We start from the raw sequence: 14,352 nt of genomic DNA, 5'->3' as shown, positions 1-14,352 counted from the left end.
ATCAGTTGGGACGGAGACCGTCGAGATACTCGTCTACCGGTGCGTTGGTGTAGTCAAGGTAGGCTGCTATCGAGAGAGTCGAAACAACAATGAGCAACGTCGTGCCCATCGCGTAGACATTCATACGTGACTCTGGGACGTCTGAATTGAAAAACTGCATTGTACTGATGAGTGTCACCCACCCGACGCTAGCCACGAGTAGCCAGTACCCGGTCAGCTTCTCCGCAAACCGCTCAGGGAGATCATACAGCACGACTGGGACACCGATGACGAACATCGGGCCAAGAAAGCCCCACATCGCGACGGAGTCCCAACTCAGTACGCCGAGGTACCCGAAAAAGTACGATACAGGGTAGCTAATCGGGAACAGCGATGCTCCGCAGAGCATCGCAAGAATCGCTTTCCCGACCGGGAATTCGACTTCGTTGCTCATGGGTCCGACTTACAGCACTTTGTCCTCGACGATTTCGGGGACGATGTCTTGCTCGGCCAGCGGCGTGATGTTGATCGCGACGCCGTGTTTGTGGTTGGGTTGGTAGCCGGCGGTCGTGATTTCCGACAGCGCTCGGTCTGCCCAGTCCGCGGGAATCTGTTTGTCCACAGTCTGGCAGCGGTCGTCGATTTCCGCGGCGAGCGCCTTGAACTCCGCTAGCGGTGGCAGTTCGTCCACGTCGTCGACATCTTCCTCGTCTGCAATCTGTTGGATGTACTCTTCGTCGAGGACGGACGCGTCGGCGATGCCAGTCGCGAGCGACGCGAGCAGTTCCTCATCTTCGGTGAGGGTGTCGAATGGCTCGCCGTCCTCATCGAGAAGGTCGCTCCCTTCGCGTTCGAAGTAGTACGTCATGAAGAGGATGCCCGTGCTGGAGTAGTGGTCCGAGCCCTTGAGCCGCCAGTTGAAGTAGTCGAAGAGGTCGGCGAGGTGGGCTTCGACGGGTTCGTCGCTGGGCTTGGCGTACTCCTCGCAGGCGTGTTCGAGTTCTCCGAGGGCGTCCAGCCACTCGTCGCGCCACTCGTCGACCTTGTCCCAGAAGCCATCGGAGAAGGTGTCTTGGAACCACTCCTCGCCGTTCACCTCGCGGAGTCGTTCGAGCGTCTCGATGCGTGCCGCAGTCTCCTCCCGGAACGCGGCGACCTTGGGGGCCAGTCCATCCACGCGTTCGCGGTCGCCGTCGTCGAAGTCCCGCTCGCTCGTCGACCCGAGTTCCTGAAGTACCGCTTCGAATTCTGCGATCTGTTCGAGGGCGCTCGAACAGAACTCGAACTCTTCGGTCGCGTCGGCGCGTTCGCTCGTAGAGAGCGACTCGTCGTTCCGGCGCTGGTTCGCCGCCGCTTGCCGGTCGCGGAGGGCAGATTTCCGTGGTTCGAGATAGGTGTTGCCGAGGCGGTCGAAGAGGCTGGCGTCGAGTTGGTGATAGTCGACGAAGCACGCAAAGCCCTCGCTCTCGGCGTCGGCGAGGAGTCGCGCCGTACTGAGCTTCCAGAGGATCGGCGTGTTCTCCATCGTGTCGACGTGGTAGGCGAAGAGGTCGTCCTCGACGAACGCCCGGAGGTTGGGGTAGGCCTCGTCGGCGGCGGACTCGGCCCCGAGGATGTCGTCAACTTCGACGAGTCGGTCTTCGGCGTACTCACCGTATGCGTCCTCGAACCGCTCGACGATACGGTCGAGCATATCCGCCTGTTCGTCCGCGCCTTCGAGTGGGATGATACCGTCCGATTCCTCGCGGACGGCTTCCATCGCGAAGTGGTGGACGAGGTCTTTGACCTGCTCGTCGAGGTTGTCGGGGACTTCAGGGACGGACTCAGGGTCGGGGACTTCGCGGTCTTCGGGGTCTTCGGAGGTTCGGAGGAAGATTTCTTGGCGAATATTGTTGCGGGTACCCTCTTCGAGGGATAGATTATCGAAAATGAGTTCATCTATTTCATTAGAAATTTCCTCTAACTGTTGCTCACGATTTAGTTTCTGCTTTTCTCGCTTGCGGGCTATTTTCGGCACTTCCAGATGCTTGGTTGAGTCCTCTATATCGAACTCATCAGGGTCAACAATCTCCTTTGGATGGGGGTGGTCATAGAAGAACTCCAGTTCATTATCCGGGTGGAGGTTTGGTTTAGTGTAGAAGGGGCTGGTGGGGTCAGACAATTTTTGGAACAGCATCAAACGATATTGGTCTTTTGCCAGCCTTTCCAGTTCGTCAATTTCGGTGAGCGAATCTATCCAAGGTAAGCTACCAACTTCACCCGGGTTCCAGTGACGCTCTGTAGTAATAGATAGGAAGAGATTATGATAGAGACTTGAATTCAGAATAGATATCATCTTCCATAGAGACATCTCGCTCTTCGGGAAGAGCATAAGTCCGGTATGGCTGAACAATCCACCGGGATAGTATCCGAACCGTCGCCCAGTTCGCTTAATATACGTCCACGTTAGGCCCGGTTGACCATACTGGTGCTTATTTCGAATACGGGCGGATTTGTAAGCACGAAGAATTTGATTTCCGTCTCCGTCCCATGCACAGGATTCGACAACTCTTGGGACTAGCCAAGCTTCTGACCCCCCTTTTGCAATTGGTTGAAAATCATCGTCGCCTTCAGCAACCCAGTGGTATCTAACAAACCTATCGTCATTAGACGTTTGTAGGCCGGGAATCGCCTCGCAAACTGATTCCCCCTCAATATCAGCTTGGTCTGCGTCTATCTTTGCATCTGTAGAATGTAGATTTCTCACTGGAGATGGAATTGAATAGCAAATCGGTGTTCGTGGTATCTCTGAGAACTCTTGAAGTTCGACTTCAAATACTCTGTTCACCTCGTCTGAGACGCCGGATATTGTACTCTGGAACGTGGGTTCCTTTTGTTTCGTGTCAATATCGTGGAGGCGGATGAATGAGCCACTCTGTCTGTCCTTTTGACTCCCGCTCGTAACAACTGTTCCAACAGTACCAACCGTTGCGTTGTCAAGAATCCCATAGCCGAATTCAGCGAGGAAATCAAATCCTCCCTGACTGCCGACGAAGTCCTCACGAAAATCTTGAAATTTCTTCTTGAACATGAATGTCCAAGGGACAAGCATACCAATTCTGCCGGATTCTTTGGCTAATCCATCACAGACCTCGAAGAAATTGATATAAAATTCAGGAGAGTAGTCATAGCGCTCCTCAACGTAGTCCTCGACAGAATCAGGCATCCGGTTAACCGACCCGTATGGCGGATTCATCAACGCCACATCGTAGTCCTGCGCAAGCACGTCCAGCAACCGTACGAAGCTTCGTAAGTCTTGAGCTAAGAACGAGTCTTCTTCACGGTGCTGATCTACCGCCTCACGCAGACTGTGGAGAATCTGGCCAAGAGTGTGATCTTCCCGTGGGTCGTCTTCCAGCGTTATCTGAACCCCAGACTGCTCGCTGTTGCCTTCAAATAGGTCACTGAGCGTCCCACGAACATCCAGCAGGCTTCCGAGGCCGTGGACTTCCTCGAACGCATCGAGAATCCGCCGCAGTGCGTTTTCAACATCATCCTTCCCATCAGCGACCTCGTCGAACACTTCCTCGACGCCCTCGATGTCGGCCACCTTCGCGTCAGCACAGACGATGCCGACTTCTGGCATATCGAAGCCAGTTGCCCCTTCGGCCTCGGCACGCGTCCGCCCCTTCAGATAGAGATTGAACGCGGCCAGTTGGCAGGCCCGCATATCGAGGTCGACACCATGGAGGTTGTGCCGCAGAATCTCCCGCGGAATCTCCGCGTGGTCAAGGTCGGTCTCTGCTCGCCAGATGCGCTCCAGGACGTCGAACGCGTACAGGAGGAAGTGGCCGCTCCCACAGGCCGGGTCGATGACGCGAATGTCTTCTGGGCCGTCGAACGCCGGTGGCTCGCCTTCCTCCTCCGAGGGAACGAGATAGGTACAGAAATCCGCCAAGTCCGGGGATTCGTCGGGGGAGAGTGGCCGGTTCTTGCGCTCGTCCGGCGTCAGCGCGTCCTGTGCTTCGACGGTCTCCTGCAGCGTTCCGTTGTCTTCGAGATAGAGTTTGCCGAGCGAGTTGTCGGTGAGCATCCGGACGACCCAATGGGGCGTGTAGAACTGATTCGCCGCCGGCACGTCTTCGGGCTCCAATCCTTCGCGGTCGCCCTTCCGACGCAGGTCATCGAGGAGTTTGACGTTGTAGTACTCGTACACCCAGCCCAGCACGTCGTCGGCCCGCCAGACCTCGTCGGAGACCTTGTCCAGCATCCCACAGAGATCTTCGTAGGTGTCGTCGTCGGGGTCGATCAGGCTGTAGGCGGTCGAGCGGTCGAAGAGGATCTCTATTTCATCAGCGAGGGCGTCGCATTCGTTCCGATAGGCTTCGAGGACGGCTTCCTCCTCCAGCATGAACTCCTCGGTAACCAACCGGTCAGCGGCCGGCGTGAGGCCGTCGTCGCGGAACGACGTGACTTCGTCGTCGATGAAGTCCCGAACCTCCATACATCGGAGGGCCGCCAGACGGTTCACGATAGTGTAGCCGACGCCCGTGATATACTGCTCGTGAGCGGCCTCCCAATCGTGGCCGTCGGCGGCTTCGAGTTCGATAGCCTCGACCAGGTTTTCCTGCGTCTCGCTCAGGGACGCGTCGCCGTCCTCACGAGCGTCAGCGGGGGCGGGCTCGCCGGAGCTTGCTCCGACGGTGTCCGGCTTCTCGTCGAGGCCGTACTCGTCTTCGAGCTGGTAGCGAACGTTCGCCTCGACCCGGTCGCGCATCTCGGTGACGACGGCTTCGAGATGCTCGCGTTCTTCCTTGTCGAGCTGGGCCTTGCGGGGGTGGGTAGATTGTCCGTCCATACGAGAATCCGTGATGTTTCAAGCAGAGCCATTGCGATGTCTTGAAGATTGTCCCTCGATCTCTCGGACGGCGGTTGGATTAGCACTCGGAGATAGGCCGACGGGGGTAACCCTCCACGAAGCATTTATGCCAAAATGTGGAAGCTGAGGTATGGTAGATGCCTTCGCCGGCCCTCGGAAGCTTCGGTACTTCCTGTATCTACTGTTGATAGCCGTCTTCGGTGCCGTGATATCGAAGATACTTGCGGACTTCTACGGGATCGAGTTTCTCGAACCAATCTTCTGGTGGTTCGTAGAGAACCCGATGGCGCTCTTTGAGCTTGCAGGGTTCTTCTCGATCATCGCGCTCATCCTTATTGTGCTGATGAAAGCTCTGGAAATGGCCGAGAATAGCGGATTCTAAGCATGATGTCGAGATAGTATCACAGACGCATGATAATCCTTTGGAGCCACCAGTAAACGATGAGTGCGATTTCGGACAAGCACGTCGTTTCAACCGCGATAACGTCGTTATGTTGCGTAATTACGAATCGAACATAAATGAGTTCGGCGTTTTGCAACGCCGGTGTGTCAGTCGAGCGGCTCGATCAACACGACAGCGCCATCCGGTAGGTCATCCATCGTCTCCTGAATCCGCCGCAACTGCTCGTCTACGCCCGCAAGCACCTGTTCAGCTTCTTCGATCAATTCACCCACTCGTTCCTCACTCGGCGAGCGGGTACCCGCTGCTGCATCGACAATCTCGTCGGTGATGTCGTGATCGGGGTGCTCGGACTGCAGTTCCGCGGCGAGTTCCGCGAGCCGCTCGTCGACCGTGAACGGGTTCTCTGCCGCATCGAGGAGTTGCTCTACATCGTCGACACTCGGCGGCTGCGACCGGCTGAGCATCTCGCTCACGTCGGCCGTGACTGGGTGATTCGGATGGTCTTCCGCGAGTCGTTTCGACGCGTCGCGGAGTTGCGACCAGAGCGAGGCCTCGCCACCGGATGCTTCGAGGAGCCGCCGTGCCCGCTCGTACCGCTTGGCCTGCTGGACGACCGTCGGGTCGACGAGGGCTTCCTCGGAGAACGAGTCACCCCGCCACGCCGTCTCGAAGAGATCGTAGAGGTCGTCGATGGTTACGCCGTCGAATTCGACGGCGACGCGGTCCGCGGTTTCCTTGCTGCTCCCGTCGTGTGCGTAGAGCCACGTCGCGAGACTGGACACCACGCTCTCGGGCTCCTCGTCCGTCGGCGGTCCGCCCGTGATGCGTTCGTACTGCGCACGGACGACGGTACGCCTGTGCGTGTCAGCTTCTTCGAGTAGTGCTCGAAGCCGGTCGGCATCTGGCACTTCGTCCCCGCCGATGACTGCTTGCATCTCCCCCGTAATGTCCGGACCGGGGTAGCGCCGCTTCATCTCCACTGTCCGCTGGCTGAACTGCTCCCAGAGGGACTGGCCGTCTTCGCTCGGCTGGAAGAGCCCGCTGGCCCGAGCGAACCGCTCGGACTGCCGTTCGACCGTCTCGGACGCGAACGCATCCGTTTCGAGTGATTCGCCCCCGAGTGCGGGCTGGAGCGCCGTTTCGAGTTCGTCCAGCGAAGCGCCGTCGCCGAACTCCCTGCTGACACCTCGCAGGACGCGTTTCACCAGCACGCTGTTCTCGTCAACCCACTCGGCTAACGCGGAGAGCCACGCGTCGGGGTCGGTCCCGTCCGGCTCATCGCCGATCAGCGTCTCGACGGTGTCCCGGATCTGCTCTGGATCGATCTTGCCTATCGACTCGAAGCGGATCTGTATCTCGGTCAGGTTCGTCTTGTTTCTGACCGCCCGTCCGATCTCCTCCGGTTCGGTAATGTACTCGTCGTCCCGCCGGAGTGCGATCTCGTTGGCCGTAGCGAGCGTGATCAGCAGTGCCGAGATCGACTCCTGGGGCGTCCCGCGATACGCGCCGCCGCGCTGGACAGTCTGGGTGAGCACGTCTTCGGCACGAAGCGACTGGGTGTCCGCGTACTCGTCGAGGAATTCCTGACACCGGCCGTCGGCGAGTTCGGCGCGGTCTGTATCCACCCCGAGCGTGACAGCGTCCTCGCTCGTGAGCGGCCAGTCGGCGACACCGCGGAAGAACTGTGCCATCCGCCTGGCGTCGTCGACTTCCGTGATACCGTTCGTCAGGACGAACCGCGTTCCGCTGAACACGGACTGGACTTCCGTTTGAACGACCTGCTCGAACGCGTCCTCGTACCGCCCTCTCGTCCCGCCCGTCCGGACGTAGACGTCCGCTTCTTTGAGCTGCTCGCGAATCGTCGATTCGAGTGCCCGCTGTTCGTCGCGGTGATCGGACTCAAGGTCCGGATAGGTATCCGTCTCTTCGGAGAGCACTTCCTGCATCCCCATCACGTCCCGCAGGCGGTCGATTGTCGATTGCTGTAGACTGACGGCGACGAGGATATGCTCACCACCGTCACGGCCCTCGTTTGTTGCCTGCCACGCAGTAACCTGGTCGCTGATCTCGGCGTCGCGGTTCGCGACCAAGCGCACACGAACGGCGTCGAACTCCGGCGTCGGTGCTTGCTCGATCGGGTCTAGGACGGAGTAGCCGAACCGGAGCGGGACTTTGCGCTCTCCCTCGAAATCCACCTCGTGTCGACTGCCAGCAGAGAGCAAGCGATCGCTGCCCTCCCGGATGGAGTTCTCCAACTTGGCCGACAGCCGATGCGACGGAATCTGCTGTGCGCGAGTCTTCGCCCGCGTCAGGATGTCCTCCTGTTCCTCGGAGACCAGCAGGTACTCCTCGTCGCCGCGGTCGTTCGTCTCCGTCAGCACCTTCCGATCCTTGAGGAGGGCAGACAGCGCCGATTCGACATCGTCCCGGACGGACTCGAACGACTCGTCGGTCGACGTGACCATCAGCCGGGCGAGGTTCGCCGGCGTCGACGGCACCTCGGAACGAACCTGATTCAGCAGATACAGCGCCTTCGCAACGCGAACGGAGAACGCATCTTCGTCGCCGCCGGCCGAGGGGACGAGCTTGTTCTCGACCATTTCCTGCACCCAGAGCGGGATGTAGGTCGTTTCCTCCACCAGCAGGTCGTACAACTCGTCCCACGTGACGAGCGCTCCGACCTGCTTGTCGCCCCACTCGAACCGCGTGAACAGCGAGCGGACGAGGATGAGCAACGCCCGACCCTGCACGTACTCTTCTTCGGTCACGCGTCCCCGCGGCATCAGTTGCTGAATCACCGTCCGGAGCAACCCGAGATCGTACTCGCGGAAGGGGTACGACTCGACCGCGTCCGGATCGGCCCCGGCGATATCTGTGTATGCGTCGAGTGTCAGGTCGGGCATCTCCCGGAGCGCGGTCTCGACGGCCTGTCCGCCCTCGACATCCTTCTGCAGCCACCGTTTCCGGACGATGATCTCGGTGTCGGCACCCTCCAACGGTTCCTGGGCACCGTACCACGGTTGCTCCGTGACTTCCGTATCGTCGAACTCGCCGTGGATACGCTCGATCGGATACTGTCCAGTCCCGATGACCGGCGGGTTAGGCCCGACGCCGAGCTCGGTCAGCGCTTCCATCGTCTCCTGGAACTCCCTGTAGCGATGGCGGCCATCGCCGATGAACAGAGCCACCTCGTCGAGCCCGATCAGCAACTCCGTCTCGGTCTCCGGCGTGCTCAGCGACGCTTGCGCCGCTTCGATGCGCTCGACGAGATCGGCGGAGTCGAACTCACCGGGATCGACCTCCTCGATGGCGTCGTCGATCGACTGCTTGACCTCCGCCCGAGACGCGAACGGCGAGTCATCGAGCGTCGGAACGGCGTCGTAGAGCCAGCTCCGCAGCGACGCCCGCTCGTCGTACACATCCTCGAACGTCTGGCCGTCGTGCTCGACTTGCTGTAGCCGCTCCCAGCAGTCACCGTGGTTCATGTCGAGCTGCCACGCCCACTCGAGCAGCCAGTTCGGATCAGTCGGATAGCCGAGTTCGCGGCCGATCGCCTCGTAGATGAGATACGGGAGCGGCGGCTCCTGTGCTGCGTCCCGGTTGAGGAGGTTCAGGAACACGGGTTTCAGCCGGTCGACGTGCGAGTCAGCGACGCTCTGTCGGAACGACTGGAACCCCGGCCACCTGTTCGCCAACTCTTCGCCGAGATCGGTGAACTCCGATTCGGTATCGGCGGCGAAGCCGATGAGTTTCAGGAGGTGTGTCTTCCCCGACCCGAACGTCGCGGAGATGTAGAGGAAACGCGGTTGCTCGTGTGGATACTTGTCGACGAGGTCCCCCAGCGTGGTGAGCACGTCGCGAGCGCTGTCGGTCTCGTAGAACTCGCGAACGTCGTTTTCGGCCTGCGCTCTGGCGTTTACCTTCTGGACCTCTTCGAGTTCGCGGGTCGGTGATTGCTGGAAGATGTCGTGAATGTGTGTGTCGCTCATTGGAGATGCACCCCCTCAACCCGGCCTTCGATCTGGTGGGCCGGGTAGTAGTTACGCGATTCCTCGCCGAAGAAACTCAGCTTCCCACCGACGATATCTCCGGGGAACGGAATGCCGATAGTCGACTGGACGTTGCGACGGTCGAGTTCGTCGAGGAGCTCCGACGCACGCGTGAACGGGTAGAGGCTGCCGAGATGTGTGAGGAGGACGACGTGTCGCTGCTCGCCCGGTGCCTCGATCCTATCGAGCATAATTCCGACCAGTTCTTCCGCTAGCCGGTCTTGCATCGTCTCGGTGATCGTCGCTGGTTGGCTGTGCTTCCCGAGGTCAACTGCGAGTTCGAAGACTTCTGTTTCGACGAACACCTCGTCTAACCGGAGGATCTGGACGGTTCCGTCGTCCGGGAACTCCTCGGTTCGGTGCGGGTTCGTCGCCCACTCGGTGAGCCGTTCGGCGACGCGTCGCTCGTACTTCGGCTGGACGGGAACGATGACGAACGGGTTTCGGATGCCGCGTCGCCCGTCGGCGAACTGTGCGACCCGGTCCGTGAAGTCCCGGAAGGGACGTTTGGTCGTCATCGGATGATAACCCCCGTTTCAGTCCGTTCGACACTGAGGTCGTGGTGTTCGACGAGCCGTTCCAGTTCTGAGTCAAGCGATTCGCGATCCGACGGGAGCACCCCGATCGCCGTGACGTCCGCGGGAGACTGCTCCCCAACGAGTGTCTGTAGCTCTTCGAACGTCGCTCGTAAATCGCCGATGTCGCTACCGGCAACCACGGCGAGAGGGTCGTTGTCGAGGAGTGCGTTCGTTGCCCGAATGAAGTCGTCAGCTTCGGCGTTGGTCGTTCCGCCAGTCACCGTCGACACTGCGTTCGAGACGTCAGCGTACCACGATGCGGCGCGGCGGAGCGGTGTGATGTATTCACTCTCGAAAGCCGGCCGAACGTTCGATTCGAACTCGCTCAGGGGCTGGATCCACGGATGCGCCTGTAACTCGTCGACGAACGCATCGACCCCGGTTTCTTCTCGGAACGAGTCCCACGCGGTCCCGATCGCGTCGTCGAGCGCCGGTGCGGTGGTTTGGGCGTCGTTGAACCGATCCCACCCATCGTGTGTCCACCACTCGCCCTCGTAACCGTCGATACTCCCACGGAGCGTCTGGCTGGCCGTGTCACACTCCTCGGTCAGCCAGTCGTACGACTGCTGGGCGAGCGTTAGCTGCGCGTCGATTCGTGTGAGCGCGGGCAGGCGCAAATTCCACACCTCCTCGGCGTCGTCGTACCATCCCTGTGCGTCGTTGGTTGCTTCGACGACTGCCGCCCAGTCGGTATCGCGTGACTTGACGGCCTCTCTTCGGTCGATAGCGCTCTGCTGCTCGGCTTCGAGCGCCCCCACGAACGACTCGAGGAGGGTGCGAACGGCTCGCGTTTGGATGTCACTCTCGGCGACCAGTTTGACGTCTTCTACGAGACTCCCGAGTCGACCCGCGAGCGTGTCGTTCGCGGACTGGAGCCTGACGATTCCGTCCGGTATGGTCTCCGTCGAGTCGATGAAGCCGCCCTCGCGGAGAATCCCTCGGACACCGCCACTCCCCGCGATCTTGAGACGCGTCGTCGTCAGTTTGTTGAGGTCGATGACGGCGTCGAGTTCGAGGGAGTCGCCCGTTTCGTCGACGGGCAGGAAGTCCCCCTTCCGGCAGAGCCCCCAGATAATCGCACACAGCGCCGGGCGAGCGTCCTCGTAGATCGGCTTCTTCTTCACGATGCCGTCGAGGATCGTCGCCATCGCGAGGTTCCCGCCGCGTTGCTTCAACTGTCGGCCGGTGAAGGCGCGTACGTTGTTCTGGATCGACCCGCCGTGCGTTTCGGGGTCTTCTGTCGCGACATCGATCTGCCGGGCCCACGCAGGGAGCGGGTCCTGGGCGGAGAGTCCCTGGAGCTCCTGTAAGTGTTCGTCCCCGACCTGCAACATTACGGGATGGAAGTCGTCGGGATAGGTGACGTCGAGATACTCCTCGACTCCCGAGCCCATGCCCCCGATCTGGTCGCCGCGATCCTTGACGTCGAATGCCCCGCTATCGAGAGCCCCGACGAGCTTGCTCTGAACGCGAGCCGCGCGATCGGAGAGATCTCGTTCGACAGACTGTGGGAGCGTGTGGTCTCCGACGGCATCTCTGAGTGACCACCACTCGATGAGGCTATCTCGGAGGTCGTCGAGCCCGTCTTGACCGATCGTCCATTCGAGCGGGTCGCCGTCGTGGTCGACGTCTGTCGCCGCAGGTGAAATACCTCTGACGGCGACCTCGACATCGAGTGCGTCCGCAGCGTCGACGGTCGTGTCGAGTTCTATCCCGTCGATACTGAACCCGTAGCGAACGGGGTACTGCTCGCCAGTCTCTCCGTACTCGGCCGACGTCGGGAGCGAGAGGTCACGCACGATGTCGTCCCAGAGATACCCGTCCACGGCTTCGATGATGGACTGCCAGTCCGGGTTGTCGAGGTTCCGCTCTGCGGCTTCGATGATCTCGCGCTCTTCCGGATGCGTGAACGCGTACTTCGGCCCGGTTTCGTCGTGCGTCGGACGGATGAATTTCCGAAGCCGCTGGAGCGAGTCCTCGACGCGGTTCTCCATCTGGAACTGGGTCGGGCCGTCGAGGTCGCTCAACACGGCGACTGCGAGATTCCGCTCGGACATCGGAATCGTGTCCGGGATGTGCTGGAGGAGCAACACGGCCTTCGCGACAGCCACGTCGATCTCCTCCAGTTCGCCTGCCTCGTGTTGTTCCTCGATCTCCTCGATGACTCCCACGTCCTGTGGCGTAATGTCATCGAGTTCCGGCTCGATGAGGTCGTAGAAGTCGACAAGCGAAATGACGTGAGTCTCGTCGCCGGCCTCTAGCCACTCTTGCAGGAGGCCGTGAACGAGGGCCAGAATCGCCCGTGCAGTTCCCGAGAAAATCGACTTTGCCGGATCGTGGGCCTCCTGCCGGAGGTTCGAGAGAATTTCGAGAAACAGCGGTGGCTGATACGGGAGGAACGGATAGAACTCGATGAGACGCTCGCGATCGATGTTGTCGAGCGGTGGTTCGGTGTTCTGTTCGATACCGGAGTACACGAGCAGTGTCTCGGGCTCGTTGCTGGTACGGTCGAGGACGCGCTCCGTGTCCTCCCTCCCGGCTTCCGACTTTTTGAGTAGCCGTTGCGTCGATATTTCGCCGACGTGTCGGCTCGGCAGGCCAAACCGATGCGGGAACCGGTCCTTGACGATGCTGAAGTCGGCCCCGCGAGCCGCGAACTGCGGCTGGACGTCCTCGATTTTGGCCTGTGCCGTCGCCACCAGTTGGATGTCACCGTCGCCGGTCTCGTCGACGCTCTCCGCGAGCGTCTGCAACTCGGTGAGGCGGTCGAAATCCGTCCCGATGAAGAGACTGACCTCGTCGAGCAACAGCACGAGTTTGACCGGGCGGCCGAGTTCCGCTTCGCGATCGCTCCGCAACTGTTCGAGGCGCTCGACCATCGCCTGCGGGTCGAGATCCGACGGCATCAGGTCATCTAGACCATCCGCCGTGCCGGTCTCCTGCTCGAAGAGTGTCGGGAGAACGGCGTCGGCTAGAGCGTTGTACTGCTGCACGTCCTCCCAGTTGTACTTCTCGGGGCTGTCAACCGTACCCCGGAGTGCCGTGTGGGTGTTGGCGGTCCGGTCGGCCCACGCGTCGGTCGTCCGGTACCAGTCCTCGAAGAAGGCAACGTCGAGTTGCGAGGAGAGCCCTCCCTCTGCACCAGTGAGCCGTTCCGACGTGTGGGCGCTTCGGAGGACGATCTCGCTGAAGCTCAGTTTCTTCTGGCCCTGATGCTTCAGGAGGTTCACCGAGACCGGAATGACCTCGTATTCCTCGTGAATCGATGACCACGTTGACTCGAGCGTCTCTAGCGACCGACCGTCGGGTAGCCGTTCCCAGACATCGTCCCGCTGTCGCAGCCATTCGCTGTCAAGAAGTCCGCGGAGCACGCTGAGGAGGTGGCTCTTTCCGCTCCCGTAGTACCCGTAGAGCCAGTAGTTCGCGCCTGACCGCATATCCTCGGACCGACCGAGTAGCCGTGAGAAGAAGTCGGATATGAACTCCGCGGACTCCTCCGTTACGTGGTAGGTGTCGATCGATTCCAGCCGATGATCCCGCCCGTCGTCTTCGCGGTCGATGCGCACGGACTCCTCGAAATCGCTCCCGACGTCGGCAGCGAACCAGCCCTCGTCCGTCACACTTCGCCCTCCCACGGTTCAGCCCAGCCGTACGTGTCATCGACCGGCTGGAGTCGCAACTCACCGTGAATCCCGCTCGCTTCCCAGTTCGGATCGTCGCTCACGCGTTCGGCCAGGGCGTCCCAGTACTGGTCCGGCTGGAAGAGGTAGAGCCAGCCGGTCGGCTGGGAGAGCCAGTCGTCGCCGTGGATCTCCCACGAGTAGCCTGATGCGACGAGTAACGGCGTCGACCCGAGGTTTGGGATCTGTCCCTGCAAGGTCTGTTGTGTGTCGAGAACACCGATATCGCGCAGCACCGACCGGAGCCCCTCTCCCCACCGTCGCGTCGTCGATTCAGCATAGTCAAACTCGCTCCCGTCCTCGTAATGGAACTCGCTCAGGAGGCGCTCTATCGTCTCCTGCTCGAATCCCAGCCCGTCGACACCGGACTCCTGCAGGCGGTCGACGTATCGATGTACCGTGTACCTCACGAGGGGATCGTCTTCCAGCAAATAGAAATACAACACCTGCGCTTTGTCACGCACCGTCTCACACCGGTCGAGTACAGAGGGGAGCTGGACAATAGAGGGAAGTTCGCTGCCAGCGGTCTTGAACCGCGAACTGAGTGCGCGGTAGATGCCCTTCGAACTCCCACGCGTGCTGCGCTCGTCGAATCGCTCTTCGATCCACTTCTCTTCGACAACCGTCCAGTCCCGATGGTGGGCGTACAGTCGAGCGAGCGTCTCCGCTCTGTCAACGAGAAGCCCGCATCTAGTAAGAACCATCGTCACTTCGTCGTCAGAAAACGTCGAGTCGAGCGACGGTAGAGAAACACCCCTCCCGTCGGTGCGGAGAGTCATATATCATCTCGAACCGGCCACACCAC

Annotated in this window: 7 protein-coding genes; 1 reads left to right on the top strand and 6 read right to left on the bottom strand. The window is 60.4% G+C overall.

All coding sequences use genetic code 11. The features are described from left to right. Nucleotide 1 precedes the first annotated feature (1 nt). Complete coding sequence (locus SG26_RS00350; RefSeq protein WP_050036529.1) at nt 2-433, bottom strand: hypothetical protein; 432 nt, start codon at nt 431-433, stop codon at nt 2-4. A 9-nt stretch (nt 434-442) separates the two neighbouring features. Next, complete coding sequence (gene pglX, locus SG26_RS00345; RefSeq protein WP_050036528.1) at nt 443-4,816, bottom strand: BREX-5 system adenine-specific DNA-methyltransferase PglX; 4,374 nt, start codon at nt 4,814-4,816, stop codon at nt 443-445. Nucleotides 4,817-4,967: 151 nt separating this feature from the next. Between pglX and SG26_RS00340 the strand changes: the two genes are divergently transcribed. Further along, on the top strand, nt 4,968-5,219 hold the full coding sequence (locus SG26_RS00340; protein WP_044952609.1) for a hypothetical protein: 252 nt from the start codon (nt 4,968-4,970) through the stop codon (nt 5,217-5,219). A gap of 167 nt (nt 5,220-5,386) precedes the next feature. Here the strand turns inward: SG26_RS00340 and SG26_RS00335 are convergent, their stop codons facing one another. Genes SG26_RS00335 through SG26_RS00320 form a run of 4 tightly spaced genes read right to left on the bottom strand, consistent with a single transcriptional unit; the run spans nt 5,387 to nt 14,326 of the window. Beyond that, nucleotides 5,387-9,229 (bottom strand): hypothetical protein, encoded by a 3,843-nt coding sequence (locus tag SG26_RS00335; protein ID WP_050036527.1) that lies wholly within the window; start codon nt 9,227-9,229, stop codon nt 5,387-5,389. Beyond that, nucleotides 9,226-9,807, bottom strand: coding sequence for a BREX protein BrxB domain-containing protein (locus SG26_RS00330; protein WP_050036526.1), 582 nt, complete (start codon nt 9,805-9,807; stop codon nt 9,226-9,228). The genes SG26_RS00335 and SG26_RS00330 overlap by 4 nt, the downstream gene beginning before the upstream one ends. Next, nucleotides 9,804-13,487 (bottom strand): hypothetical protein, encoded by a 3,684-nt coding sequence (locus SG26_RS00325; RefSeq protein WP_050036525.1) that lies wholly within the window; start codon nt 13,485-13,487, stop codon nt 9,804-9,806. The genes SG26_RS00330 and SG26_RS00325 overlap by 4 nt, the downstream gene beginning before the upstream one ends. Next, entirely contained in the window at nt 13,484-14,326 is an 843-nt protein-coding gene (locus SG26_RS00320; protein ID WP_014030944.1) for a DUF1819 family protein, read from the bottom strand. Before SG26_RS00320 ends, SG26_RS00325 begins: the two co-directional genes overlap by 4 nt. Nucleotides 14,327-14,352 lie beyond the last annotated feature (26 nt).

Source organism: Haloarcula sp. CBA1115, assembly GCF_000827835.1.
GTDB classification, from domain to species: Archaea; Halobacteriota; Halobacteria; order Halobacteriales; family Haloarculaceae; genus Haloarcula; species Haloarcula hispanica.
This window is presented reverse-complemented; position numbering and strand designations above follow the sequence as displayed.